Raw genomic sequence first — 22,482 nt, 5'->3', positions numbered from 1 at the left:
ATCTTCTTGGCGGGTTGAGCCGTCCTACCGGGCTGGTGGGCTGAAGCCCACCCTACGACGGTCATCATTCGACTTGTACCCGGTAGGGTGGGCTTCAGCCCACCAATTCGAATCTGAACCGGGTCGCAGAAGCCCAACCCCGACGAAGCCTGAAGCCGCTTTACTCGATCACGCCACAGGCGACCCGAGCACCGCCACCGCCTAGCGGTTTGGGTTCATCAGAATAATTGTCGCCGCCTTCATGAACCATCAGTGCGTGGCCTTTGAGATCGCCAAGGCTTTTCAGGCGGGGCGCCAGGACTGGCTGGTTGGCCTTGCCTTCGGCGTCAACTATCAGGACCGGCAGATCACCCATATGGCCTTCGCCCCAAGGTTCGCCGTGCTTGCCAGCATTCTTCGGATCCCAGTGGCCGCCGGCTGCAACGGCTGCGGCCTGCTTGCCGTCTTTCTCCGCGGGCTGGCAGCTGCCATTGGCGTGGACGTGGAAGCCATGCGCACCCGCGTTTAGGCCAGACAGATTCGGACGAAATACAAGACCCTGGTCGGTGGTTTCGATCTTCACGGTGCCGACAGAGCTGGCAACGCCTTGATCGTTGACCTTGTTCATTTCGACTGAAAGGGTTTCGGCCTGTACGCCAACCGCGGCGCAGCTAGCCATTGCGGCGATTAACCACTGTTTCATAGCACGCTCCTGTTTGACTGAAGGAGGGCGGCGTCACGCCACCCGTCGACTGTCTGACTGCCTCAGCCCAGGCGCGTTCGATTGGCCCGTTATGGCCTGGTGGGGCGGTATCGATGCGGGATCAAAATTGGACTCCTTCTTGCTATAGCTCGAACAGGATGCGTTTTCGCGTCAATTCTTTGTTCTTGTCTGACGGGGTCTACGTGGATCGCACGCAACTCATCAATTTCGGCAATGGTCTAGCGGGCGCAGGGCGGGGCAACCTGGGTGTGCCGCTGCTGTTGCTGGTGATGATGGGCATGATGATGTTGTCGGTGCCGCCGTTCCTCCTGGATCTGCTGTTCACCTTCAACATCGCCTTGTCGATCGTCGTGCTGCTGGTCAGCGTCTATGCATTGCGGCCGTTGGATTTCGCCGTGTTCCCAACGATTCTGCTGGTCGCCACGCTGATGCGTCTCGCGCTCAACGTGGCGTCGACGCGAGTGGTGCTGATCAACGGCCATGAGGGCGGATCGGCGGCGGGCCATGTGATCGAGGCCTTCGGTAACGTAGTAATCGGCGGCAACTACGTCGTCGGTATCGTTGTCTTCGCGATCCTGATGATCATCAACTTCGTCGTGGTCACCAAGGGTGCCGGGCGAATCTCCGAAGTTAGCGCGCGCTTCACCCTTGATGCCATGCCAGGCAAGCAAATGGCCATCGACGCCGACCTCAACGCCGGTTTGATTGATCAAACCGAAGCGAAGTTGCGCCGGGTCGAAGTCGCCTCCGAGGCGGATTTCTATGGCTCGATGGACGGTGCGAGCAAGTTTGTGCGTGGTGATGCCATCGCCGGACTGCTGATCCTGTTCATCAACCTGATCGGCGGTGTCGGCATTGGCATGGTGCAGCACGGCATGAGTTTCAGCGACGCAGGCCAGGTATATGCGCTTCTGACCATTGGCGACGGCCTTGTGGCGCAAATACCGTCGCTGTTGCTGTCGACCGCTGCAGCCATCATGGTGACCCGTGTCACCAGCTCCGAAGACATGGGGCAGCAGATCAACCGGCAGATGTTCGCATCGCCGAAAGCACTGGCGGTTTCGGCAGGCATCATGATCGCCATGGGTTTGGTGCCTGGCATGCCGCACATGTCCTTTCTTGGTCTCGGTGGAGCTGCAGCCGGCGCCGCTTACTGGATATGGCACCGCCAGAGGCAGGTCAAACAACTGGCCGAACAGGACGTGCAGAAGCAGCAGGAAATGCTCCCTGCCCAGCGCACCGCCGAGACCAAAGAGCTGGGCTGGGATGATGTGACAGCGGTGGACATGGTTGGTCTGGAGGTCGGTTACCGGCTCATCCCGCTGGTCGACCGCAACCAGGGTGGACAGCTGCTAGCTCGAATCAAGGGTGTGCGCAAGAAGCTGTCCCAGGACCTCGGATTTTTAATGCCGTCGGTGCATATTCGCGACAATCTTGACTTGCTGCCCAACGCCTATCGCTTGACGCTGATGGGTGTAAGCCTAGCGGAAGCAGAGGTGTATCCGGATCGTGAGTTGGCGATCAATCCGGGTCAGGTGTTCGGTCCGCTCAACGGCATCGCCGCCAAGGATCCGGCCTTCGGCCTGGAAGCAGTGTGGATCGAGGCCAGCCAGCGCGATCAGGCGCAATCGCTCGGCTACACGGTGGTGGACGCCAGCACCGTGGTGGCGACCCACCTCAACCAGATACTGCACAAGCATGCCCATGAACTGCTCGGCCACGAGGAAGTCCAGCAACTGCTGCAGTTGCTGGCCAAGAGCTCACCCAAGCTTGCCGAGGAGCTGGTGCCTGGGATGATCTCGCTGTCTACGTTGCTCAAAGTGCTGCAGGCGCTACTGCAGGAGCAGGTGCCGGTGCGTGACATCCGAACCATCGCTGAGGCTATCGCCAACGTTGCCGCCAAGAGTCAAGATCCCGCCGCGATGGTGGCTGCGGTACGTGTCGCGCTGTCTCGTGCAATTGTGCAAAACGTTGTCGGGCTTGAGCCGCAGCTGCCTGTCATCACGCTTGAGCCCAGATTGGAACAGATATTGCTCAATAGCCTTCAGAAGGCAGGACAAGGTTCGGAAGATGGCATCCTCCTCGAGCCGGGAATGGCCGAAAAGTTGCAACGTTCTCTGGTAGAAGCGGCACAGCGTCAAGAAATGTTAGGTAAGCCGGCAATTTTGCTGGTGGCAGGTCCGGTCCGCGCGATGCTGTCGCGATTCGCCCGGCTCGCTGTACCGAACATTCATGTCCTGGCCTATCAAGAAATACCGGATAACAAGCAGGTCACCATCGTTTCGACGGTGGGTCAGAATTAACTGAGGGCTACAGGCCATGCAGGTCAAACGTTTCTTCGCAGCCGACATGCGTATCGCCATGAAGATGATTCGTGACGAGCTGGGCGCCGATGCCGTGATCACGGGAAACCGTCGGGTCGCTGGCGGCGTCGAGTTGACCGCAGTGCTTGATTATCCGATGGAGTCGGCGGCGGCGAAGCAGCCGAACCCGGCCCTGGAAGCCGAGCTGCGCAAGACTCAGGCTCGTCTTGCCAGCGCGCATGCCGAAATGAGCGCGCCATCGCGTGGTTCGGTCGGCCAGGATCGTCAGCTGCTTGACGAAAAGCCGGCAGCGGCTGCCCAAGCAGCTCCGGTTGCCGCAAGTTCGTCGTTCGAGACGCGTGCGGTCGAGGCGATGCAGTCAGAGCTACAGGGGCTGCGCGAACTGATCGAAGTGCAGCTTGGTTCGATTGCCTGGGGACAGGAGCAGAGCCGCCGTCCTCAACAGGCTGGCCTCTGGCGCCGCTTGCAGCGCATTGGCTTGCCAGCCGAACTGTCGCGCGCTTTGCTGGAGAAGGTTTCGACCGTATCGGAGCCACGCCAGGCCTGGCGCATGCTGTTGGCGTATCTGGCGCAATCAATCAAGGTCAGCAAGATCGAGCCGCTGGAGGAGGGGGGCGTGATTGCCTTGGTCGGTCCGGCCGGCGCAGGCAAGACCACTACCCTGGCCAAGCTCGCCGCGCGCTACGTGCTCAAGCACGGCCCGCAAAGCATCGCTTTGGCGAGCATGGACAACTACCGCATCGGTGCTCAGGAACAGCTGAAAACCCTGGGACGGATTCTCGACGTCCCGGTCATTCAGCTGGACCCCAGCCAGCCGTTGAGCAAAACCTTGGCGCCGCTAGCCCGTAAGCGCCTGATTCTTGTCGACACCGCCGGCCTGCCAGCGGGTGACTCGATGATGAAGGTGCAACTCGAGGCCCTGGCGGACCGCGGCATCAAAGCGAAGAATTATCTGGTCCTGCCTGCAACTAGCCAGAGTCAGGTGCTCAAGGCAACTTGGCACAACTACCGTCGTTGCGGGCTGGCTGGCTGCATTCTGACTAAACTGGATGAAGCCGGGAGCTTGGGTGACGTACTTGGTCTTATCATCAGTCAGCACCTGCCCATCGCTTACCTCGCTGATGGGCCGCGCATTCCTGATGACCTGCATCTGCCACGCAGTCACCAGTTGGTCAGCCGCGCGGTGAGCCTGCAATCGGAAGAGGCTCCTAGCGAGGAAACCATGGCTGACATGTTCTCCGATCTGTACAACGGTTCTAGGAAGGTCGGATGAACGCAATGCTCCGAGAGACACACAAAGAAGACGCGTTCCCGCTGAACGCATCGATGGCCCAAGGGCTCCAGCAAGAGATAGGCGTGTGAAAATGGGTATGCATCCCGTACAGGTTATTGCAGTGACCGGCGGCAAGGGTGGCGTCGGCAAGACCAACGTGTCGGTCAATCTGGCCTTGGCGCTGGCCGATCTCGGGCGTCGAGTGGTATTGCTCGATGCCGACCTTGGTCTGGCTAACGTCGACGTGTTGCTCGGCCTGACGACAAAACGCACCCTGGCTGATGTCATTTCCGGTGAATGTGACCTGCGCGATGTGCTGATTCAGGGGCCGGGCGGCATACGTGTTGTTCCGGCCGCTTCCGGCACTCAGAGCATGGTGCAGCTGTCGACGCTTCAACACTCCGGTTTGATCCAGGCTTTCAGCGACATCGGCGATGATATCGATGTGCTGATCATCGACACCGCCGCTGGCATTGGTGACGGTGTGGTGAGCTTTGTTCGCGCCGCGCAGGAAGTGTTGCTGGTGGTCACCGATGAGCCCACGTCAATCACCGATGCCTATGCGCTGATCAAACTGCTCAATCGTGACTACGGCATCAGCCGCTTCCGGGTCTTGGCCAACATGGCCCATGCGCCGCAGGAAGGGCGCAACCTGTTTGCCAAGCTGACCAAGGTGACTGAGCGCTTCTTGGACGTGGCGCTGCAGTACGTCGGCGCCATCCCATATGACGAAGCGGTGCGCAAGGCCGTGCAGAAGCAGCGTGCCGTTTACGAGGCCTACCCGCGTGCAAAGTGCTCGCTGGCGTTCAGGGCTATCGCGCAGAAGGTGGACACTTGGCCGTTGCCGGCAACGCCACGCGGTCATCTGGAGTTCTTTGTGGAGCGCCTGGTTAGGCCCGCCGCAGAGCCTAACGAACAATAGCGGCTGGATTCGGTATGTATTACAGCAAAGCTCAGGCTAAAGACTCGCAATATCAACTCATCGATCAGTACGCACCGCTGGTCAAGCGCATTGCCTATCACCTCCTGGCGCGTTTGCCGGCAAGCGTGCAGGTCGACGACCTGATGCAGGCCGGCATGATCGGCTTGCTGGAGGCGTCAAAAAAATATGACGCCGGAAAAGGGGCGAGTTTCGAGACCTACGCTGGTATCCGCATCCGCGGCGCCATGCTCGACGAGGTGCGCAAAGGTGACTGGGCGCCGCGATCGGTACACAGAAACTCGCGCATGGTCAGTGAGGCGATTCGGGCAATTGAGGCTAGAACAGGACGCGACGCTAAAGATCAGGACGTTGCGGCCGAACTTAAATTGAGTCTCGATGAGTACTACGGCATTCTGGGCGACACCCTGGGCAGCCGCCTGTTCAGCTTCGATGATCTGCTTCAGGAAGGCGAGCACGGGGAGTTCGAGGAGGATGCAGCCAGCACCCATCCGGAACCGTCCCGCGATCTTGAAGACGAGCGTTTCCAACAGGCGTTGGCCGAGGCCATCAGTAACCTGCCCGAACGTGAAAAGTTGGTGCTTTCGCTGTATTACGACGAAGAGTTGAACTTGAAGGAAATCGGTCAGGTACTGGGCGTCAGTGAATCACGGGTGAGCCAGTTGCACAGTCAGTGCGCGGCCCGTCTGCGGGCTCGTCTTGGCGAGTGGCGCGCGCGTTAACGACCGGTTTGCGACAAAAGCATTAGAGACCGCTTACGAGCTTCATTCATGAGGCTCGCAAACAGACCGTGAGCAGGTCTCGATTCGGGATTTACGGAGGTGTACTTGGACAAGAACATGAAAATCCTCATCGTCGACGACTTTTCGACCATGAGACGGATCATCAAGAACCTCTTGCGCGATCTGGGCTTTACCAACACCGCCGAAGCGGACGACGGCACTACCGCTCTGCCGATGCTCAAGAGCGGCAGTTTCGATTTTCTCGTCACTGACTGGAATATGCCCGGCATGAGCGGCATCGATTTGCTGCGCGCGGTGCGTGCTGACGAACGCCTGAAGCACCTTCCGGTGTTGATGGTGACCGCTGAAGCCAAGCGCGACCAGATCATCGAAGCCGCGCAGGCTGGCGTTAACGGATACGTGGTCAAGCCATTCACGGCTCAAGTGCTCAAAGAGAAGATCGAAAAGATCTTCGAGCGCGTCAACGGCTGAAGCAGTAACGCCGCGAGGGCACTATGACGCAAGCAGACCAAACCCTGGCAGAGTTCGAAGCAACTCTGAAGGCTCACGCACCCCAATTGATTGAAAGTCTGCAACAGGGTCGTTTCGACGAAGCGACGCAGATGTTCAATGAGCTCAATCAGGCGCGCAATCACGGGATCTACCTGGAAGTTGGCAAGCTCACACGCGAGCTGCACAACGCCATCGTAAAACTCGAGATGGATACCTGTGCCACCGGGGGGGATCCGTCACCGATCACCGATGCGACTGATCGGCTGTCGTACGTGGTGGAGATGACCGAGAAAGCGGCCAACCGCACCATGGACCTGGTTGAAGAATCGGCGCCCCTGGTCAATTACGTGAGTTACGAGGCGCAGAGCCTCACTGCTGATTGGCAGCGTTTCATGCGGCGCGATATGAACGCTGAGCAGTTCCGTGAGCTGGTTAAGCGCATCGACCAGTTTCTCCAGCGCAGCATGAACGATGGCAGTCAGCTGTCGCAGAACCTTAGCGAAATCATGCTGGCTCAGGATTTCCAAGACCTTACCGGTCAGGTGATCAAAAGAGTGACCCGGCTCATTACCGAACTCGAAAGTAACCTGCTTAATCTGGTGCTGATGGCCGGCCAGGTTGACCGCGTGGCGGGCATCCAGCACGACCGCGACGCGATGCGCGCCGAGCAGGAAATGAAAAAACAAGAAAAACAGCCTTCCAATGGTGAAGGTCCGCAGATGCATGCCGATATACGTGAAGATGTCGTATCCGGGCAGGACGACGTTGATGATCTGCTTTCGAGCCTGGGCTTTTAGGGGAAGTTAAATATGAGCTTCGACGCCGATGAAGAAATCCTCCAGGATTTCCTGGTAGAGGCCGGCGAGATTCTCGAACTATTGTCAGAGCAGCTGGTGGAGCTGGAAAGCAGCCCCGATGACACAGCCTTGCTCAATGCGATTTTTCGCGGTTTCCATACGGTAAAAGGCGGTGCCGGGTTTCTCCAGCTGCATGAGTTGGTGGAGTGCTGCCACATCGCTGAAAACGTCTTCGACATCCTGCGCAAGGGTGAGCGTCGCGTCGACTCGGAATTGATGGATGTCGTGCTGCAGGCCTTGGACTCCGTCAATGAAATGTTTAGCCAGGTGCGCGAGCGTACCGAAGTAACCCCGGCGACGCCCGAGCTGCTGGCAGCGCTGGCCCGTTTGGCCGAGCCGGCCGGAGCGCAGGAGCCCATAGTCGAAGCGTCTGTCGAGACTCAGGCTGAGTCTGAGCCCGCTACGACCGCCGACACCGAGTTCGAACAGTTCCTTGGCGCGCTAGACGAATCTGCCGAGGCGCCGTCTTCAAACGCCCCAGATGAAATTACCGACGAGGAGTTCGAATCGCTGCTCGATCAGCTCCAGGGAAAGGGTCATTTCGCGACGGAGCAGCAATCGACTCCGGTCGCTCCTGCTGCTGCGGTGGCGGGACAGTCTGCCAGCGACGAGATTACCGACGACGAATTCGAGGCATTGCTCGATCAACTGCATGGCAAAGGCCAGTTCGCCGAACCGGTTGCCGCTGCGCCTGCAGCCCCCGCCGGGTCCGTTGACAAGCCTGCCGCGGCGGGTGGCGATGACATCAGCGATGACGAATTCGAAGCGCTGCTGGACCAGCTGCATGGTAAGGGCAAGTTTGAACCCGATGCGGCCGCGCCAGTCGCGGCTGCAGCTGTGCCTGCCACCAAGCCCGCACCGGCTGCCGCGCCTGCCGAGAAAAAGGCTGCGCCAGCGAAACCGGCAGCAAATGCCGTAGCGAGCAAGGCTGCTGCCCCGGCGAAAGCGGAGCTTGCATCCAAGCCTGTTGCAGCTCCGGAGAAGCCGGCGAGTGAAGCTGAGACCACCGTTCGAGTCGACACTGCGCGGCTCGATGAAATCATGAACATGGTGGGTGAACTGGTACTGGTGCGTAACCGCTTGGTGCGCCTGGGCTCCAACAGCGCCGACGAGGCCATGGCCAAGGCCGTGTCCAACCTCGATGTGGTGACCGCTGACCTGCAGAGCGCCGTGATGAAAACGCGCATGCAGCCCATCAAGAAGGTCTTTGGTCGATTCCCCCGTCTGGTCCGTGATCTGGCTCGCAGCCTCAAGAAAGAAATCAATCTGGAACTAGTCGGCGAAGAAACCGACTTGGACAAGAATCTCGTCGAAGCCTTGGCTGATCCGCTGGTGCACTTGGTGCGCAACGCAGTCGACCACGGTATCGAAACACCGGAAGAGCGCGAAGCTGCCGGCAAGCCACGCACCGGCAAGGTCGTGCTCTCCGCCGAACAGGAAGGCGACCACATCCTGTTGCTGATCACCGATGACGGCAAAGGCATGGATGCAGATGTTCTGCGCGCCAAGGCGGTAGAGAAGGGCTTGCTCGATAAGGACGCCGCCGATCGCCTGAGCGATCTGGAATCCTACAATCTGATCTTTGCGCCGGGCTTCTCGACCAAGACGGAGATCTCCGACGTGTCCGGCCGCGGCGTTGGCATGGACGTGGTCAAGACCAAGATTTCGCAGCTCAACGGCACGGTCAACGTCTTCTCCAACAAAGGCCAGGGCTCACGCGTTGTAATCAAAGTGCCCCTGACGCTGGCGATCATGCCAACCCTGATGGTGATGCTGGGCAACCAGGCATTCGCTTTCCCGCTGGTCAGTGTTAACGAGATCTTCCACCTCGACCTGTCCCGTACCAACGTGGTTGATGGTCAGGAAGTGGTGATCGTTCGCGACAAGGCGCTGCCATTGTTCTATCTCAAGCGCTGGCTGGTGCGCGGTGCCGAGCTCGAAGAGCAACGTGAAGGGCACGTGGTGATCCTCAACGTCGGCAACCAGAGTATCGGCTTCGTCGTCGATCAGCTGGTGGGGCAGGAAGAGGTAGTGATCAAGCCGTTGGGCAAGATGCTGCAGGGCACTCCGGGAATGTCCGGTGCGACTATCACTGGCGACGGTCGTATCGCCTTGATCCTGGATGTCCCGAGCATGCTTAAGCGTTACGCACGCCGGATCTGATCAGTAGGCAGCGGTTTTTCACGGACCGCTGCCGCTAGGAGTTGTTTATGGCAGTCAAGGTCCTGGTGGTGGACGATTCCGGCTTTTTCCGCCGCCGTGTATCGGAGATCCTTTCTTCAGATTCGAATATCCAGGTGATCGGAACCGCGACCAACGGGCGCGAGGCAATCGACCAGGCGCTGGCGTTGAAACCGGACGTCATCACGATGGACTACGAGATGCCGATGATGGACGGCATTACCGCGGTCCGGCAAATCATGCAGCGCTGTCCAACACCCGTACTGATGTTCTCATCGCTAACCCACGAAGGCGCACGGGTCACACTCGACGCGCTGGATGCGGGAGCCGTCGACTTTCTGCCGAAGAACTTCGAGGACATCTCGCGAAATCCGGACAAGGTCAAGCAACTGCTTTGCGAAAAGGTTCACTCCATTTCTCGCAGCAATCGCCGCTTCAGCAGTACCAGTGTCGCTCCGGCTGCTACGGTGCCGGGCCCCCGGTCAGCTAGCGTCGTGTCGGGCACGGCTCCTGTTGCCCGGCATACGACGCCCGCCCATACGGCGCCGGCTTCGGCGCCTCGTCGGAAATCGTACCGGCTGGTCGCCATTGGCACTTCAACTGGTGGGCCGGTGGCGCTTCAGCGCGTGCTAACGCAGCTGCCCGGCAATTTTCCGGCGCCTATCGTGCTGATCCAGCACATGCCGGCCGCGTTTACCAAAGCCTTCGCCGAACGTCTGGACAAGCTCTGCAAGATCCGCGTCAAGGAGGCCGAAGACGGCGATCTATTACGTCCAGGCTTGGCACTGCTGGCGCCGGGCGGCAAACAAATGATGGTCGACGGGCGAGGTACGGTGCGTATCCTGCCGGGCGACGAACGCCTCAACTACAGGCCCTGCGTCGACGTCACCTTTGGATCAGCCGCCAAGGCGTACGGAGACAAGGTACTGGCGGTCGTGCTGACCGGTATGGGGGCTGATGGCCGTGAAGGCGCGCGGATGCTCAAGCAGAGCGGCAGCCAGGTCTGGGCGCAGGATGAGGCCAGTTGTGTGATTTATGGGATGCCGATGGCAGTGGTCAAGGCCAACCTCAGCGATGCTGTCTACGGGCTCGATGACATCGGTCGCCATTTGAGCGAGGCGTGCATCTGATGGATGTACTCAGCCTGATCGGGCTGGTCCTTGCGTTTGTTGCCATTGTGGGAGGTAACTTCCTCGAAGGCGGGCATGTGTCGGCGCTACTCAATGGCCCGGCCGCACTGATCGTGCTCGGCGGTACGCTCGGTGCCGTGCTGCTGCAGACGCCAATGGCGGTGTTCATGCGAGCGATGTCGGTGATGGGGTGGATTTTGTTTCCCCCGCGTATCGACATGGTCCGTGGTATCAGCTTGGTCACGAGCTGGAGTGCAACGGCGCGAAAGGAGGGTTTGCTGGGGCTTGAGCCGATCGCCGAAACTGAGCCTGATCCCTACGCACGCAAAGGCTTGCAGCTGCTGGTCGATGGTGCTGAGCCGGAAGTGATTCGCAGCATTCTCGAGGTTGACCTGTACACGCAGGAAACCCGCGATCTGAGGGCGGCGAAAGTATTCGAGAGCATGGGTGGCTATTCGCCCACGGTAGGCATCATCGGCGCGGTGATGGGGCTGATACATGTCATGGGCAATCTCGCCGATCCCAGTCAGCTGGGCAGTGGTATTGCGGTTGCATTCGTTGCCACGATTTACGGTGTGGCCTTTGCCAACCTGCTGGTTTTGCCGATGGGCAACAAGCTCAAAAGCGTGGTGCAGAAGCAGACCGCTTATCGCGAAATGTTGCTCGAAGGCGTTCTGTCGATTGCCGAAGGAGAAAACCCTCGTTCAATCGAAATGAAGCTCCAGGGTTTCATCGATTAACTGACGGAATGCCAACGGCACCCTTGCCGCTGCGGTCCTGGGAACGAAGATGGAAAAGGCTCCAGTCAAGACGATCATCCGCTCAGGCTCTGAAAAGCCTAGCTCGATGAGTTGCGCGCTAAACGCTGGAGGCATCTGAATGGCCCGTCGCCGCACTCACGAAGAGCCAGAGAATCACGAACGTTGGCTGGTGTCCTACGCGGATTTCATCACCCTGCTGTTTGCTTTCTTCGTGGTGATGTATTCGATCTCTTCGCTCAACGAGGGCAAATACAAGATTCTGTCCGATTCGTTGGTAGGCGTTTTCAATCAGGTCGACCGAGCGGTCAAGCCGATTCCGATCGGTGAAGAGAGACCACGCACCACGCAGCCGGATGCATCTCAGATCGACGAGCCGCAATCGTCTCAGCAGCCAATCGATCCGCTGCAAAGCATCATGCAGAGCATGCAGGCGGCCTTTGCCGATCTGATCGATTCGAAGCAACTGACGATTCGCGGCAACGAGCTCTGGGTTGAAATCGAACTGAATTCGAGCCTGCTGTTTCCCAGCGGCGATGCGTTGCCTAACGATCATGCGTTCGATCTGCTAGAGAAGATTGCCGGGATTCTGGCGCCTTTCGACAATCCCATCCATGTCGAAGGATTCACCGATAACCTGCCGATCAACACCGAAAAGTTTCCTACCAACTGGGAGCTTTCCGCCGCACGTGCAGGCAGTGTGGTGCGAATGCTAGCGGCCGACGGTGTCGACCCGGCACGCCTGGCCGCAGTGGGTTACGGCGAATTTCAACCCATTGCGGATAATTCGACCGCCGAGGGCAGGGCGCGTAATCGTCGGGTGATTCTGGTTGTTTCACGCAACCTGGACGTTCGCCGCAGCGTCAGTGGCGTGGGAAGTGGGAATGCTCGACCTGTCGGGGTGGCCCCGCAACCTGGCACACAACGTGCTGTTCCTTCTGATCGTTAGGTGCCGCTCGCGGCGTCGTCAATTCTCCGTCGCCGGCCAAGGCCGAGACGGCCGATCCCGGTCTGGTTCGATCCGGATGGAAAGACACATATGAGAGTCTGGGCTGTAGCCAATCAAAAAGGTGGAGTGGGCAAGACCACTACCTCCATAGCACTCGCCGGTTTGCTGGCCGATTCGGGCAAGCGGGTCGTGGCGCTGGATCTCGACCCCCATGGCTCGATGACGAGCTATTTCGGTCATGACCCGGATAACCTCGATCACAGCGTCTTCGATCTGTTCCAGCACCAGGGCACGGTTCCCGAGGGTTTGCCTTGGCAACTGCTGCTGCCGACTAGTCATGAGCGCCTTTCCCTGTTGCCATCCAGCACGGTACTGGCGACGCTGGAGCGTCAGTCCCCCGGCCAGAACGGTCTCGGTCTGGTCATCGCCAAGAGTCTTTCTCAGCTCTGGCAGGATTTCGACTACGCCATCATCGACAGCCCGCCGCTGCTTGGCGTCCTGATGGTAAACGCGCTGGCAGCCAGCCAGCAGTTGATCATTCCGGTGCAGACTGAGTTTCTGGCCATGAAGGGCTTGGAGCGGATGGTCAGCACGCTGAGCATGATCAATCGGTCGCGCCGGCAGGCCTTGCCTTACACCATCGTGCCGACGATGTTTGATCGCCGCACTGCAGCCTCGATGAGCACACTCAGGGTCTTGCGTAATGGCTACCAGGACAACCTCTGGCAAGCCTTCATTCCGATCGATACACGTTTGCGCGATGCCAGTCGTGCCGGCCTGACGCCGTCCCAGCATGATCCGAGCAGCCGGGGCGTGCTCGCCTATCGCGCGCTGCTCAAAACACTTCTGGCGGCTCAAGCTTCGCCGCAGGTGGCCTGAATGACGACGTACGGCCGCGTTCGCCGTTCAAGTTCGACATGGGTGCGGCCGATAGCCTATCCAGTGGGTTCGCGCGAGTTGGTTCCATGAGTAGTACCGTTCTTAAAGAAAGCCGATCGCAACAGACGCTGCAGTCATATCTCGACGCCCTGTTGCAGGACGCCGTCATTGGATTGGCCGAATCGGTCAGTGCAGACGAGTTTCAGGCTGCTGTGCTCGAGGAGCAACAGCGCGATACACAGCGGGTGGTTGCGCTGCGCCCGGTTACTCCGCCCGAACCCGAAGCTGTTGCCGTTCCGGTGATAGTCGAGGCGCAGCCGTTGCTCGAATTGCCACCCGAGTTACCCGCGAAAGCGCCGCCTGTACCAGTCGAACCCGTTGCTGTTCTTGAGTCGCAGGGCCAGGCGCCGGGCGGTCCGCCAGCGATCCTGAGCCGCCAGCCAGAGTGGGGCGAGGAGCCGTTCGAGTGCCTATTGTTCGACGTGGCCGGGCTGACGCTGGCGGTGCCGCTGGTCAGTCTCGGCTCGATCTATCCGCTTGCCGGGCAGGAGTTGACGCCGTTGTTCGGCCAGCCGGCCTGGTTCCTCGGCATCTTGCCGAGCCAGGCTGGCAATCTGAAAGTTCTGGATACCGCACGCTGGGTGATGGCTGAGCGGTATCGCGATGATTTCCGCGACGGACTTCAGTATGTAATTTCGGTGCAGGGCTATGAGTGGGGGCTGGCGGTACACCAGGTCAGCCGCTCGATTCGTCTGGACCCGAAAGAAGTGAAGTGGCGCACTCAGCGTACTCAGCGCCCTTGGCTCGCCGGGACGGTGATTGACCACATGTGTGCGCTGGTGGACGTGACCGCGCTCGCCGAGCTAATCGCCAGTGGAGCGACCCGACATCTCAAGGGCGTTCCGTCGTAACGACTTGAACAAACAGAGGGGCACGTAAGCGCCCCGAGTAACCGATAGAATCAACCGCCAGTGCGGTACATGAAGAGGTGGGGCTATGAAGATGACTTCCGCACAGGGTTCCGATGATCCGGTCCTGCAATGGGTAACCTTCCGTCTGGATAACGAGACCTATGGCATCAACGTGATGCAGGTTCAGGAAGTGCTGCGCTATACCGAAATCGCCCCCGTGCCGGGTGCGCCCAGCTATGTGCTGGGCATCATCAACCTGCGCGGCAACGTCGTTACGGTGATCGATACGCGCCAGCGCTTTGGTCTCGACACGGCGCCGGTATCGGACAACACTCGTATTGTCATCATAGAGGCAGACCGCCAGGTGGTCGGCATCCTGGTCGACAGCGTTGCCGAGGTGGTCTACCTGCGCCAATCGGAGATCGAAACCGCACCGAACGTCGGTAACGATGAATCCGCGAAGTTTATCCAAGGCGTGTGCAACAAGAACAATGAGCTGCTGATTCTGGTCGAACTGGATAAGATGATGAGCGAAGAAGAATGGGCGGAACTTGAGAGCATCTGAAACATGATCGCGTCGCTGGTAGCGGCGGTCGTTGCGCTTGCCTTGTGCTGCCTCGCATTGCTCGGCTGCTGCATCTGGCTGTTCCGCCGCCAGCGACAGCAGGCAGAAACGCAAGCGCTCGCAGACGCTGCCCGTGACAAGCGCATCAAGGCGCTCACCACCCGGCTGGATAACTACCTGGAAAGCAACGTTCGGATGGGCAAAGACCTGCATGAGCTGTCGCGCATCGTTGCCCCGTTGCCAGAAAAGCTGGGCCAGCTCGAGCAGCGCGATCCGAACAATTTCTCCTTTTCCCAAGCGGCCAAACTGGTTGGTATGGGTGCCAGCGTCGATGATCTGACGCAATCCTGCGGTCTGTCCCAGTCCGAAGCCGAGCTGATGCGCAAGTTGCATCAGGCGCGCCGCAATCCTGATTAGTGCCAGGAAGGTGTGTCGCCGCCCTCCGGTGACAACCGTCGGCCCTCTGGCCGTGGCAGTGAACGATATGACTATTGCTTCCTCCAAACTGGACAAGGTTTCGCCATGTCTGGTGCAGCCCTGTGCCCGAGGGCAAGGAGGATGTGATGCTGCGCATTCTAATGCTGTGCCTGCTGGCGAGCCCTGCTTGGCTCTGCGCAGCGGAAGCGCCGCCGCAAGTAAACGGTGCAATGACCGTCAATGTTTACCAGGCTCGGCAGCTCCATGCGCTTGGCGCCGTGTTCATCGACGTGCGCCCGCGGCACGAGTGGGCCTGGGGGCACGTTGAAGGCGCGGTGCACATGAGTCTAGCGCGTGAGTTCTTCGAACTGTCGCGGACCGAATGGCCAAGAAGCGTCCCCCTGGTGGTCTACTGCAACAGCGAGGTCTGTCCGGCCAGTGCCGAGGCGGTTCGCCTCGCGGTCGCGTGGGGTTACCAGCAGGTGTTTTACTTCCGAGAAGGCTATTTCGCGTGGATGCTGGCTGATTTTCCTCAGGAGAAGGGCCAGATCAACAGCATCGCAACGCTTAATGCCCAGGCCCATTGAGTCGCGGGACGTCCGGTGTGTCTTTGGGACCGCTAAAGCCTGGCGGACATTTGCCTTTCAGGTACCAGGCGAAGGCGATGATCTCGGCGATGGTGCGATAAAGCGCTTCCGGAATCGCATCGCCCAGTTCCAGGCGCGCCAGCAATTTAACCAGTTCGGCATTTTCGTAGATCGGCACGTCGTGTTCGCGGGCGATCGCCAGTATCGCTTCGGCCAATTCGTCGTCCCCCTTCGCTGAAAGGGTTGGTGCGGTGGCACCATCATAGGTGAGTGCGATGGCCTGGCGCGGTGTGCTGGTGGTCATGCGGTTTCATCCACGAAGCGTTGATCCAATGAAGTACGCGGCCCCTGAGGCGGCGTTCCCTGCCGGCAGGCTAATTCGCCGACATTCAACCCGGCCGTGACCAGCCGCTGACGTAGGTGGTCAAGCTCTGCCGAGATCAGCTCGGCGGTACCGCTGCGTTCGGCCCATATCTGGCTCGAAAGGCTGCCCTGTAGCAATTGTGCCTGGACTTGCAGCGGGCCGAGGGGAGCGACATCGAATGCGAGCTCTACCTTCCACAGCGTTTCCGGTTTGTCCTTGCGGTTCTGCTGAGGTTCGTCTTCACGTTGGAATTTCACCTGCAGTGGCACGATATCGCGCTGGTCGCGCATCGGTACCTCAAGCTGCCAGGTTGTGACTTGGGTACCGTCCGGGTTGGTCTGCGTCTGGGCAAGGCTGGACAACTGATGTGTCTGTAGCCGCGACACTGCAGCCGCGGCCAGTTTTAGCAGGATCTCAAGGTCGGCTTCTTCATCGGCGTTGGGCAGCAGTCGGCTCGGCAAAGGGAAGTTTTGCGCCAACTGGCGCGGATTTGGCTGGCCAAGCGCACCGAGTGCATTACGGGCGAAAGCCGGCAGAGCCTGGCCGAGGTTTGCACCGGCCTGCGCCGCTGTTAGCGGCCCTCCACCCGGCAGGCCCGGTAGTTGCGCGATTAGGCGTAGCAGAGCGGCTTTCATGTCTGTCGGCAGATTGCTTGCTTCGCCACGCAGAAGACTACTTTCGAGAAACACCCCGCTGCGCGCCAATGCCTGCGACAACGTCTTGGTATCGCCAAGCTGTTGCATATCCGGCACCAGGCCGAGCAGCCGCTCGGCTGCCCCGCGCAACTGGTCGGGCAGAGCCGAGCTGGATCCGAGCGCGCTGAGCAGCCCCTCAATTGAGCCTTGGCGGCCATGCTGCGCGGTCAGCTGTTGACCCAGCACCAACTGATCGAGGCGGCCACTCAGTGGCACGAAAGCCAACGACTGGTCGCCCTGAACGCGTGCTGTGATCAGGCTGCCCGGCGCGAGCGGCATTGCCGATTCGACGTTGAGCTTCTGTCCAGCGAGCGGCGAATTGAGCAGAGTGATCACGACCTTGAAAAGAACCTTGCCGTCCTGCTGGGTCTGCTGGCTGGCCGTCACCTTCCCTTGCACCACGCTGCCCATTGGCAGTTGCGAAAGATCGATGCTGCTCTGCGGCTGGCGATGGCCGGGCTGCAGCGTGGCCATCAGGCGCGAATCGGACACGGCGGTGATGAGCAGGGCGGCTCCGGGAGTGGCAGCCTTCGGGCTGGTCGTTTCGACCGTTGCCTGTCGTCCGTTGGTCAGGGTCAGGCGCAGCGTCAGCTGAAAGCTCTGCAGCGCCTCCTTGATACTGATGACTTCCGCCTCGGCACTCTCGCCAGCGGCAAGCAGTCCCTGCATCGGCTGTAGCAATTTCAACGCGAGGTCAGCAGGCGCCACTGCCGGGCGAGCTGGACCAGCGGCGGGAATTGCCTGAGTGCTTTTGATCTCGGTCATCTTACTTAAATGCTCTTACAACCTTTCTACGTTGTGGTCTTTGGCGCCAGGGTTCGGCATGTATAATTCCGCCGCCCGCCCGATCACGATGTAGCGGCCGGGCTCCTTTCATCTTGAGGTTGCCCTAGCGTGTCCAGTCCCTTTCTTGAAACTGTGGCGCTTTCCTGCGAGCGAGACTGGCGCCTGCTGTTCGAGAGGTTAGACCTGCAGATCGTCAAAGAGGAAATGTTGCAGATCGCCGGCCCCAATGGCAGTGGCAAGACGAGCCTGCTGCGGTTGCTGTCTGGCTTGATGCAGCCAACCGCCGGGGAGGTCTTGCTACAGGGGAAAACGTTAGAAAGCCAGCGCGGCGAATTGGCCCGCAATTTGTTGTGGATCGGTCATGCGGCTGGCATCAAGGGCTTGCTAAGCGCCGAGGAAAATCTCACCTGGCTATGCGCATTGCATCAGCCGGCGTCGCGTGATGCCATCTGGCAGGCGCTCGATGCTGTGGGACTGCGCGGTTTCGAAGACGTGCCCTGCCATACGCTCTCCGCCGGTCAACAGCGCCGGGTTGGGTTGGCCCGGCTGTACCTATCGCCGCCCCCTTTGTGGATTCTCGATGAGCCCTTCACGGCGCTCGATAAGGGTGGCGTGGCCCAGCTTGAACGGCATCTGGCGACCCACTGCGAACAAGGCGGCATGGTCGTGCTGACCACTCATCATTCGCTCGTTGAGAAGCCCGCGGGCTTCCGCGAGATCGATCTGGGGCAGCGAGCCGCATGAGCAACGTCTTTACGCTGTTGCTGGCTCGCGAAAGTCGGCTGTTGTTCCGTCGACCGGCAGAACTGGCCAATCCATTGGTGTTCTTTGCCATCGTCATCGCTCTGTTCCCGCTGGCGGTCGGTCCTGAGTCGCAGCTGTTGCAGACTATTTCGCCCGGGCTGATCTGGGTCGCCGCGTTATTGGCAGTGCTGCTTTCGCTGGACGGCCTGTTTCGCAGTGATTTCGAAGATGGATCGCTTGAGCAGTGGGTCGTTTCGCCGCACCCCTTAGCGCTTCTGGTTCTCGCCAAGGTGCTGGCACACTGGATGTTCTCCGGATTGGCGCTGGTGCTTCTGGCGCCGTTGCTGGGCCTCATGCTGGGCATGCCGGTCAGCGCACTGCCGGTGCTGCTGATGTCGCTGCTGCTGGGTACGCCGGTGCTGAGCCTATTGGGGGCAGTCGGGGCGGCCTTGACCGTCGGGCTCAAGCGCGGCGGTTTGCTGCTGGCGCTGCTTATCCTCCCGCTATATATCCCCGTTTTGATCCTGGGCAGCGGAGCATTGCAGGCAGCCCTGCAAGGGTTGCCTGCGCTCGGCTATCTGTTGTGGCTTTCCAGCTTGACTGCCCTGGCAGTTACCCTGACACCCTTTGCAATAGCGGCCGGCCTGAGAATCAGTGTCGGCGAATGACGGATTGGCAGAATGTTTCTATCCAATAGCGGAACGCAGTTAGCCGATGCGAGGCGAGCGGTTATCGCAACGATGGGTTTCATGATCCCGAACAAGCGGCGGTTGCCCAGTTTCGGCGCAGTATCGGCAAACGTAGCAGGCGTGAGGCAGGCTCTATGAACTGGACATGGTTCCACAAGCTGGGTTCGCCTAAATGGTTCTACGGCATCAGCGGTCGTTGGCTGCCATGGTTGACCTGGGCCGCATTGTTGTTGGTTGGGATCGGGGTGATCTGGGGCTTGGCGTTTGCCCCGGAGGATTACCAACAGGGCAACAGTTTCCGGATCATCTATATCCACGTTCCGGCAGCGTTTCTAGCGCAGTCCATATATGTGATGCTGGCGGTGGCGGGGCTGGTCGGGCTGGTGTGGAAAATGAAGCTGGCCGACGTTGCACTCCAGCAAGCGGCGCCCATTGGTGCCTGGATGACCTTCATCGCACTGGTCACCGGTGCGGTTTGGGGCAAGCCCACCTGGGGGGCTTGGTGGGTGTGGGATGCTCGTCTGACTTCGATGCTGATCCTGCTGTTTTTGTATTTCGGCATTATTGCGCTGGGGCAGGCCATTTCCAATCGCGACAGCGCAGCCAAGGCTTGTGCCGTGCTCTCGATCGTGGGAGTAGTGAACATCCCGATCATCAAATATTCGGTTGAATGGTGGAACACGCTTCACCAACCGGCCACCTTCACCGTGACGGAAAAGCCGGCCATGCCGATGGAAATGTGGCTGCCTCTGCTGGTTATGGTGCTGGGCTTCTACTGTTTCTTTGCGGTGGTTCTGCTGATGCGCATGCGCCTCGAGGTGCTACGGCGTGAGTCGAGAAGCAGCTGGGTCAAAGCGGAAGTGAAAGCACTGGTGGGTAAAGCATGAATTTTTCGTCGTTTTCGGAATTCATCGCCATGGGTAACCATGGTCTGTACGTCTGGACGTCCTACGGCATCAGCCTGGCGGTTCTGATTCTCAACGTGGCGCTGCCAGTCATGGCGCGTCGGCGTTATCTGCAAGACGAGGCGCGTCGTTTGCGCCGGGAGGAAATGAAGTGAATCCTGTGCGCAAGAAGCGTCTGTTCATCATTCTGGCGATTCTGGCTGGCGTCGGTGTTGCGGTAACGCTGGCATTGTCCGCCCTGCAAGAGAATATCAACCTCTTCTACACACCGACGCAGATCGCGGCAGGCGAAGCGCCTGAAGGCACGCGAATTCGGGCAGGCGGAATGGTCGAAGAGGGCTCGGTACAACGCAGTAACGATTCGCTGACGGTGACCTTTCGTGTCACCGATTATGCTGAAGCGGTCACTATCCAGTACCAGGGGATCTTGCCTGATCTGTTTCGTGAGGGGCAGGGCATCGTTGCCTTGGGGCGCGTGAACGCGGACGGCGTCCTGGTCGCTGACGAAGTGCTGGCCAAGCATGACGAAAACTACATGCCGCCTGAAGTCACCGCAGCGCTGGAGAAAAGTGGCAAGAGCAAGCCCTACAGCAGTGGCGAGCAGGAGTACGCGAAATGATCCCTGAACTCGGTCATCTCGCGATGATTCTGGCGCTGTGTCTGGCCGTTGTGCAGGGCACGCTGCCGTTGATCGGTGCCTGGCGCGGCGACAGCCAATGGATGGGGCTGGCGCAACCGGCCGCCTGGGGCCAGTTCTCATTTTTGGCGTTTTCTTTCGCCTGTCTCACCTATGCCTTCATGGTGGACGATTTCTCCGTTGCTTACGTGGCGCAGAATTCCAACAGCGCTTTGCCCTGGTACTACAAGTTCAGCGCCGTATGGGGCGCGCACGAGGGCTCGCTACTACTATGGGCGTTTATTCTGTCCGCCTGGACCTTCGCGGTTGCGATCTTCTCGCGCCAGTTGCCGGAGGACATGCTGGCGCGGGTGTTGGGTGTAATGGGTCTGATCAGCATCGGCTTTTTGCTGTTCCTGATCGTCACGTCGAATCCGTTCGAGCGGCTACTGCCGCAGGCGCCGATGGACGGGCGAGATCTCAACCCGCTGCTTCAGGACTTCGGGCTGGTGGTGCATCCACCCATGCTCTACATGGGCTATGTCGGCTTCTCGGTAGCCTTTGCGTTCGCCATCGCCGCATTGCTCGGTGGACGTCTGGACGCGGCCTGGGCGCGCTGGTCGCGTCCTTGGACGTTGATCGCCTGGGCCTTTCTGGGTACCGGCATCGCCCTGGGTTCTTGGTGGGCCTACTATGAGCTCGGTTGGGGCGGCTGGTGGTTCTGGGATCCGGTAGAAAACGCATCCTTCATGCCGTGGTTGGTGGGCACCGCTTTGATCCACTCGCTGGCGGTTACGGAAAAGCGTGGCGTGTTCAAAAGCTGGACCGTCTTGCTGGCAATCGCTGCCTTCTCGCTCAGCTTGCTAGGCACTTTTCTGGTCCGCTCTGGGGTGCTTACGTCGGTACATGCCTTCGCCACTGACCCGGCGCGCGGCGTCTTCATTCTGGCTTTTCTTCTGGTCGTGATCGGCGGCTCGCTCACGCTGTTCGCACTGCGTGCGCCGGTTGTAAAGAGCCAGATCGGTTTTGGCCTGTGGTCGCGTGAAACGCTGCTGCTGGTAAATAACCTGCTGTTGGTCGTTGCCACCTCGATGATCCTGCTGGGCACCTTGTATCCGCTGCTGCTAGACGCACTATCCGATACCAAGCTTTCGGTCGGCCCGCCTTATTTCAACGCGATGTTCCTGCCGCTGGTTGGCGCCCTGATGCTTGCCCTTGGTGTGGGCGTGCTGGTGCGCTGGAAGAACACGCCGGTCAAATGGTTGATCGGCATGCTGACCCCCGTGCTGATCACCAGCGCCATTCTTGGCGGTCTGGGCTCGATGCTCTTCGGTGACTTCCACTGGGCTGTGCTGGCTGTATGCATGCTTGCCGGCTGGGTGGTGAGCGCTGGTGTGCGCGATATCCTCGACAAGACCCGCCACAAGGGATTGCTGAAGGGATTGCGTAGCCTTGCGCCGAGTTACTGGGGCATGCAGCTAGCGCATTTCGGTCTGGTGGTCTGCGCGTTGGGTGTGGTGCTGACGAGTCAGCAGAGCGACGAGCGCGATCTGCGCCTGGCTCCAGGCGAGTCGCTGCAGCTCGGTGGTTACAGTTTCGTGTTCGACGGTGCCAAGCACTTCGAAGGTCCCAACTTCACCTCTGACAAAGGCACCATTCGCGTCTTCGAAGGTGACAAGCAGGTGGCGACACTGTATCCGGAGAAACGCCTCTACACCGTGCAACAGATGCCGATGACCGAAGCGGGCATTGACGCGGGCTTCACTCGGGATCTCTACGTGGCGTTGGGTGAGCCGCTGGAAAACGGTGCTTGGGCGGTCCGGGTGCATATCAAGCCGTTCGTGCGCTGGATCTGGTTAGGTGCGCTGATGATGTCGCTGGGGGGCGTGCTGTCGGTGAGCGACAAACGTTACCGGGTGAAGGTCAGGACCCGTGTACGTGAGGCGCTCGGTTTGGCGCAGCAAGGAGCCTGAG

24 protein-coding genes are annotated in these 22,482 nt (G+C 59.7%); 21 read left to right on the top strand and 3 right to left on the bottom strand.

Going from position 1 to position 22,482, the window contains the following annotated elements:
* Nucleotides 1-160 precede the first annotated feature (160 nt).
* Nucleotides 161-682, bottom strand: a complete 522-nt coding sequence (gene sodC, locus ACQKIK_RS12110; protein WP_064482599.1) for a superoxide dismutase family protein — start codon at nucleotides 680-682, stop codon at nucleotides 161-163.
* Between the two features lie 203 nt (nucleotides 683-885).
* Here sodC and flhA point away from each other — a divergent pair, with 203 nt between their 5' ends.
* The 15 genes from flhA to ACQKIK_RS12035 all read left to right on the top strand — a co-directional run bounded on the left by flhA (nucleotide 886) and on the right by ACQKIK_RS12035 (nucleotide 15,709).
* Nucleotides 886-3,006, top strand: coding sequence for a flagellar biosynthesis protein FlhA (gene flhA, locus ACQKIK_RS12105; protein WP_045431698.1), 2,121 nt, complete (start codon nucleotides 886-888; stop codon nucleotides 3,004-3,006).
* Between the two features lie 16 nt (nucleotides 3,007-3,022).
* Nucleotides 3,023-4,300 carry a flagellar biosynthesis GTPase FlhF gene (flhF, locus tag ACQKIK_RS12100; RefSeq protein WP_499136114.1) on the top strand — a complete coding sequence of 426 codons (1,278 nt, stop codon included), beginning with the start codon at nucleotides 3,023-3,025 and terminating at the stop codon, nucleotides 4,298-4,300.
* A 91-nt stretch (nucleotides 4,301-4,391) separates the two neighbouring features.
* Nucleotides 4,392-5,222 (top strand): flagellar synthesis regulator FleN, encoded by an 831-nt coding sequence (gene fleN / locus ACQKIK_RS12095; protein ID WP_045425761.1) that lies wholly within the window; start codon nucleotides 4,392-4,394, stop codon nucleotides 5,220-5,222.
* Between the two features lie 14 nt (nucleotides 5,223-5,236).
* Nucleotides 5,237-5,962 (top strand): RNA polymerase sigma factor FliA, encoded by a 726-nt coding sequence (gene fliA / locus ACQKIK_RS12090; protein ID WP_045425763.1) that lies wholly within the window; start codon nucleotides 5,237-5,239, stop codon nucleotides 5,960-5,962.
* A 117-nt stretch (nucleotides 5,963-6,079) separates the two neighbouring features.
* Nucleotides 6,080-6,454, top strand: coding sequence for a chemotaxis response regulator CheY (locus tag ACQKIK_RS12085; RefSeq protein WP_172830728.1), 375 nt, complete (start codon nucleotides 6,080-6,082; stop codon nucleotides 6,452-6,454).
* 23 nt (nucleotides 6,455-6,477) lie between these two features.
* The gene (locus ACQKIK_RS12080; RefSeq protein ID WP_045425767.1) at nucleotides 6,478-7,272 is read left to right on the top strand and encodes a protein phosphatase CheZ; all 795 of its coding nucleotides are present in this window, start codon (nucleotides 6,478-6,480) and stop codon (nucleotides 7,270-7,272) included.
* A gap of 12 nt (nucleotides 7,273-7,284) precedes the next feature.
* Nucleotides 7,285-9,495, top strand: coding sequence for a chemotaxis protein CheA (locus tag ACQKIK_RS12075; protein ID WP_499136113.1), 2,211 nt, complete (start codon nucleotides 7,285-7,287; stop codon nucleotides 9,493-9,495).
* A 47-nt stretch (nucleotides 9,496-9,542) separates the two neighbouring features.
* Nucleotides 9,543-10,643: a protein-glutamate methylesterase/protein-glutamine glutaminase gene (locus tag ACQKIK_RS12070; RefSeq protein ID WP_045425773.1), complete on the top strand. Its 1,101-nt coding sequence runs from the start codon at nucleotides 9,543-9,545 to the stop codon at nucleotides 10,641-10,643.
* On the top strand, nucleotides 10,643-11,383 hold the full coding sequence (locus ACQKIK_RS12065; protein ID WP_045425775.1) for a flagellar motor protein: 741 nt from the start codon (nucleotides 10,643-10,645) through the stop codon (nucleotides 11,381-11,383). Before ACQKIK_RS12070 ends, ACQKIK_RS12065 begins: the two co-directional genes overlap by 1 nt.
* Nucleotides 11,384-11,522: 139 nt before the next feature.
* A complete protein-coding gene (gene motD, locus ACQKIK_RS12060) occupies nucleotides 11,523-12,350 on the top strand; it encodes a flagellar motor protein MotD (RefSeq protein ID WP_064482598.1) in 828 nt (275 codons plus the stop codon).
* Nucleotides 12,351-12,440: 90 nt separating this feature from the next.
* The gene (locus tag ACQKIK_RS12055; protein ID WP_045425780.1) at nucleotides 12,441-13,229 is read left to right on the top strand and encodes a ParA family protein; all 789 of its coding nucleotides are present in this window, start codon (nucleotides 12,441-12,443) and stop codon (nucleotides 13,227-13,229) included.
* 86 nt (nucleotides 13,230-13,315) lie between these two features.
* A complete protein-coding gene (locus ACQKIK_RS12050) occupies nucleotides 13,316-14,140 on the top strand; it encodes a CheW domain-containing protein (protein ID WP_499136112.1) in 825 nt (274 codons plus the stop codon).
* 85 nt (nucleotides 14,141-14,225) lie between these two features.
* Nucleotides 14,226-14,705 (top strand): chemotaxis protein CheW, encoded by a 480-nt coding sequence (locus tag ACQKIK_RS12045; protein ID WP_019340623.1) that lies wholly within the window; start codon nucleotides 14,226-14,228, stop codon nucleotides 14,703-14,705.
* A 3-nt stretch (nucleotides 14,706-14,708) separates the two neighbouring features.
* Nucleotides 14,709-15,122: a DUF2802 domain-containing protein gene (locus ACQKIK_RS12040; protein WP_241528730.1), complete on the top strand. Its 414-nt coding sequence runs from the start codon at nucleotides 14,709-14,711 to the stop codon at nucleotides 15,120-15,122.
* A gap of 146 nt (nucleotides 15,123-15,268) precedes the next feature.
* On the top strand, nucleotides 15,269-15,709 hold the full coding sequence (locus ACQKIK_RS12035) for a rhodanese-like domain-containing protein (protein WP_499136111.1): 441 nt from the start codon (nucleotides 15,269-15,271) through the stop codon (nucleotides 15,707-15,709).
* On the opposite strand, the gene ACQKIK_RS12030 is transcribed toward ACQKIK_RS12035, so the two are convergent.
* Nucleotides 15,690-16,013 carry an EscU/YscU/HrcU family type III secretion system export apparatus switch protein gene (locus tag ACQKIK_RS12030; protein ID WP_499136110.1) on the bottom strand — a complete coding sequence of 108 codons (324 nt, stop codon included), beginning with the start codon at nucleotides 16,011-16,013 and terminating at the stop codon, nucleotides 15,690-15,692. The genes ACQKIK_RS12035 and ACQKIK_RS12030 overlap by 20 nt on opposite strands.
* The gene (gene fliK, locus ACQKIK_RS12025; protein WP_499136109.1) at nucleotides 16,010-17,533 is read right to left on the bottom strand and encodes a flagellar hook-length control protein FliK; all 1,524 of its coding nucleotides are present in this window, start codon (nucleotides 17,531-17,533) and stop codon (nucleotides 16,010-16,012) included. The genes ACQKIK_RS12030 and fliK overlap by 4 nt, the downstream gene beginning before the upstream one ends.
* 129 nt (nucleotides 17,534-17,662) lie before the next feature.
* Between fliK and ccmA the strand changes: the two genes are divergently transcribed.
* The 6 genes from ccmA to ACQKIK_RS11995 all read left to right on the top strand — a co-directional run bounded on the left by ccmA (nucleotide 17,663) and on the right by ACQKIK_RS11995 (nucleotide 22,481).
* Nucleotides 17,663-18,298, top strand: a complete 636-nt coding sequence (gene ccmA / locus ACQKIK_RS12020) for a cytochrome c biogenesis heme-transporting ATPase CcmA (protein ID WP_499136108.1) — start codon at nucleotides 17,663-17,665, stop codon at nucleotides 18,296-18,298.
* The gene (ccmB, locus tag ACQKIK_RS12015) at nucleotides 18,295-18,966 is read left to right on the top strand and encodes a heme exporter protein CcmB (RefSeq protein WP_045425801.1); all 672 of its coding nucleotides are present in this window, start codon (nucleotides 18,295-18,297) and stop codon (nucleotides 18,964-18,966) included. The genes ccmA and ccmB overlap by 4 nt, the downstream gene beginning before the upstream one ends.
* A 155-nt stretch (nucleotides 18,967-19,121) precedes the next feature.
* Nucleotides 19,122-19,874 carry a heme ABC transporter permease gene (locus tag ACQKIK_RS12010; RefSeq protein WP_499136107.1) on the top strand — a complete coding sequence of 251 codons (753 nt, stop codon included), beginning with the start codon at nucleotides 19,122-19,124 and terminating at the stop codon, nucleotides 19,872-19,874.
* Nucleotides 19,871-20,047 carry a heme exporter protein CcmD gene (gene ccmD, locus ACQKIK_RS12005; protein ID WP_045425807.1) on the top strand — a complete coding sequence of 59 codons (177 nt, stop codon included), beginning with the start codon at nucleotides 19,871-19,873 and terminating at the stop codon, nucleotides 20,045-20,047. Before ACQKIK_RS12010 ends, ccmD begins: the two co-directional genes overlap by 4 nt.
* On the top strand, nucleotides 20,044-20,511 hold the full coding sequence (ccmE, locus tag ACQKIK_RS12000; RefSeq protein WP_499136106.1) for a cytochrome c maturation protein CcmE: 468 nt from the start codon (nucleotides 20,044-20,046) through the stop codon (nucleotides 20,509-20,511). Before ccmD ends, ccmE begins: the two co-directional genes overlap by 4 nt.
* A complete protein-coding gene (locus ACQKIK_RS11995) occupies nucleotides 20,508-22,481 on the top strand; it encodes a heme lyase CcmF/NrfE family subunit (RefSeq protein ID WP_499136105.1) in 1,974 nt (657 codons plus the stop codon). The genes ccmE and ACQKIK_RS11995 overlap by 4 nt, the downstream gene beginning before the upstream one ends.
* Nucleotide 22,482: the final 1 nt, after the last annotated feature.

Source organism: Pseudomonas sp. NPDC047961 (assembly GCF_050272435.1).
GTDB lineage: Bacteria > Pseudomonadota > Gammaproteobacteria > Pseudomonadales > Pseudomonadaceae > Stutzerimonas.
This window is presented reverse-complemented; position numbering and strand designations above follow the sequence as displayed.

Bases quoted from the DNA above. Each gene is read 5' to 3' on its own strand.
- sodC (WP_064482599.1), bottom strand. From the start codon at position 682: ATGAAACAGTGGTTAATCGCCGCAATGGCTAGCTGCGCCGCGGTTGGC.
- flhF (WP_499136114.1), top strand. From the start codon at position 3,023: ATGCAGGTCAAACGTTTCTTCGCAGCCGACATGCGTATCGCCATGAAG.
- fleN (WP_045425761.1), top strand. From the start codon at position 4,392: ATGGGTATGCATCCCGTACAGGTTATTGCAGTGACCGGCGGCAAGGGT.
- fliA (WP_045425763.1), top strand. From the start codon at position 5,237: ATGTATTACAGCAAAGCTCAGGCTAAAGACTCGCAATATCAACTCATC.
- ACQKIK_RS12085 (WP_172830728.1), top strand. From the start codon at position 6,080: ATGAAAATCCTCATCGTCGACGACTTTTCGACCATGAGACGGATCATC.
- ACQKIK_RS12080 (WP_045425767.1), top strand. From the start codon at position 6,478: ATGACGCAAGCAGACCAAACCCTGGCAGAGTTCGAAGCAACTCTGAAG.
- ACQKIK_RS12075 (WP_499136113.1), top strand. From the start codon at position 7,285: ATGAGCTTCGACGCCGATGAAGAAATCCTCCAGGATTTCCTGGTAGAG.
- ACQKIK_RS12070 (WP_045425773.1), top strand. From the start codon at position 9,543: ATGGCAGTCAAGGTCCTGGTGGTGGACGATTCCGGCTTTTTCCGCCGC.
- ACQKIK_RS12065 (WP_045425775.1), top strand. From the start codon at position 10,643: ATGGATGTACTCAGCCTGATCGGGCTGGTCCTTGCGTTTGTTGCCATT.
- motD (WP_064482598.1), top strand. From the start codon at position 11,523: ATGGCCCGTCGCCGCACTCACGAAGAGCCAGAGAATCACGAACGTTGG.
- ACQKIK_RS12055 (WP_045425780.1), top strand. From the start codon at position 12,441: ATGAGAGTCTGGGCTGTAGCCAATCAAAAAGGTGGAGTGGGCAAGACC.
- ACQKIK_RS12050 (WP_499136112.1), top strand. From the start codon at position 13,316: ATGAGTAGTACCGTTCTTAAAGAAAGCCGATCGCAACAGACGCTGCAG.
- ACQKIK_RS12045 (WP_019340623.1), top strand. From the start codon at position 14,226: ATGAAGATGACTTCCGCACAGGGTTCCGATGATCCGGTCCTGCAATGG.
- ACQKIK_RS12040 (WP_241528730.1), top strand. From the start codon at position 14,709: ATGATCGCGTCGCTGGTAGCGGCGGTCGTTGCGCTTGCCTTGTGCTGC.
- ACQKIK_RS12035 (WP_499136111.1), top strand. From the start codon at position 15,269: ATGCTGCGCATTCTAATGCTGTGCCTGCTGGCGAGCCCTGCTTGGCTC.
- ACQKIK_RS12030 (WP_499136110.1), bottom strand. From the start codon at position 16,013: ATGACCACCAGCACACCGCGCCAGGCCATCGCACTCACCTATGATGGT.
- fliK (WP_499136109.1), bottom strand. From the start codon at position 17,533: ATGACCGAGATCAAAAGCACTCAGGCAATTCCCGCCGCTGGTCCAGCT.
- ccmB (WP_045425801.1), top strand. From the start codon at position 18,295: ATGAGCAACGTCTTTACGCTGTTGCTGGCTCGCGAAAGTCGGCTGTTG.
- ACQKIK_RS12010 (WP_499136107.1), top strand. From the start codon at position 19,122: ATGAACTGGACATGGTTCCACAAGCTGGGTTCGCCTAAATGGTTCTAC.
- ccmD (WP_045425807.1), top strand. From the start codon at position 19,871: ATGAATTTTTCGTCGTTTTCGGAATTCATCGCCATGGGTAACCATGGT.
- ACQKIK_RS11995 (WP_499136105.1), top strand. From the start codon at position 20,508: ATGATCCCTGAACTCGGTCATCTCGCGATGATTCTGGCGCTGTGTCTG.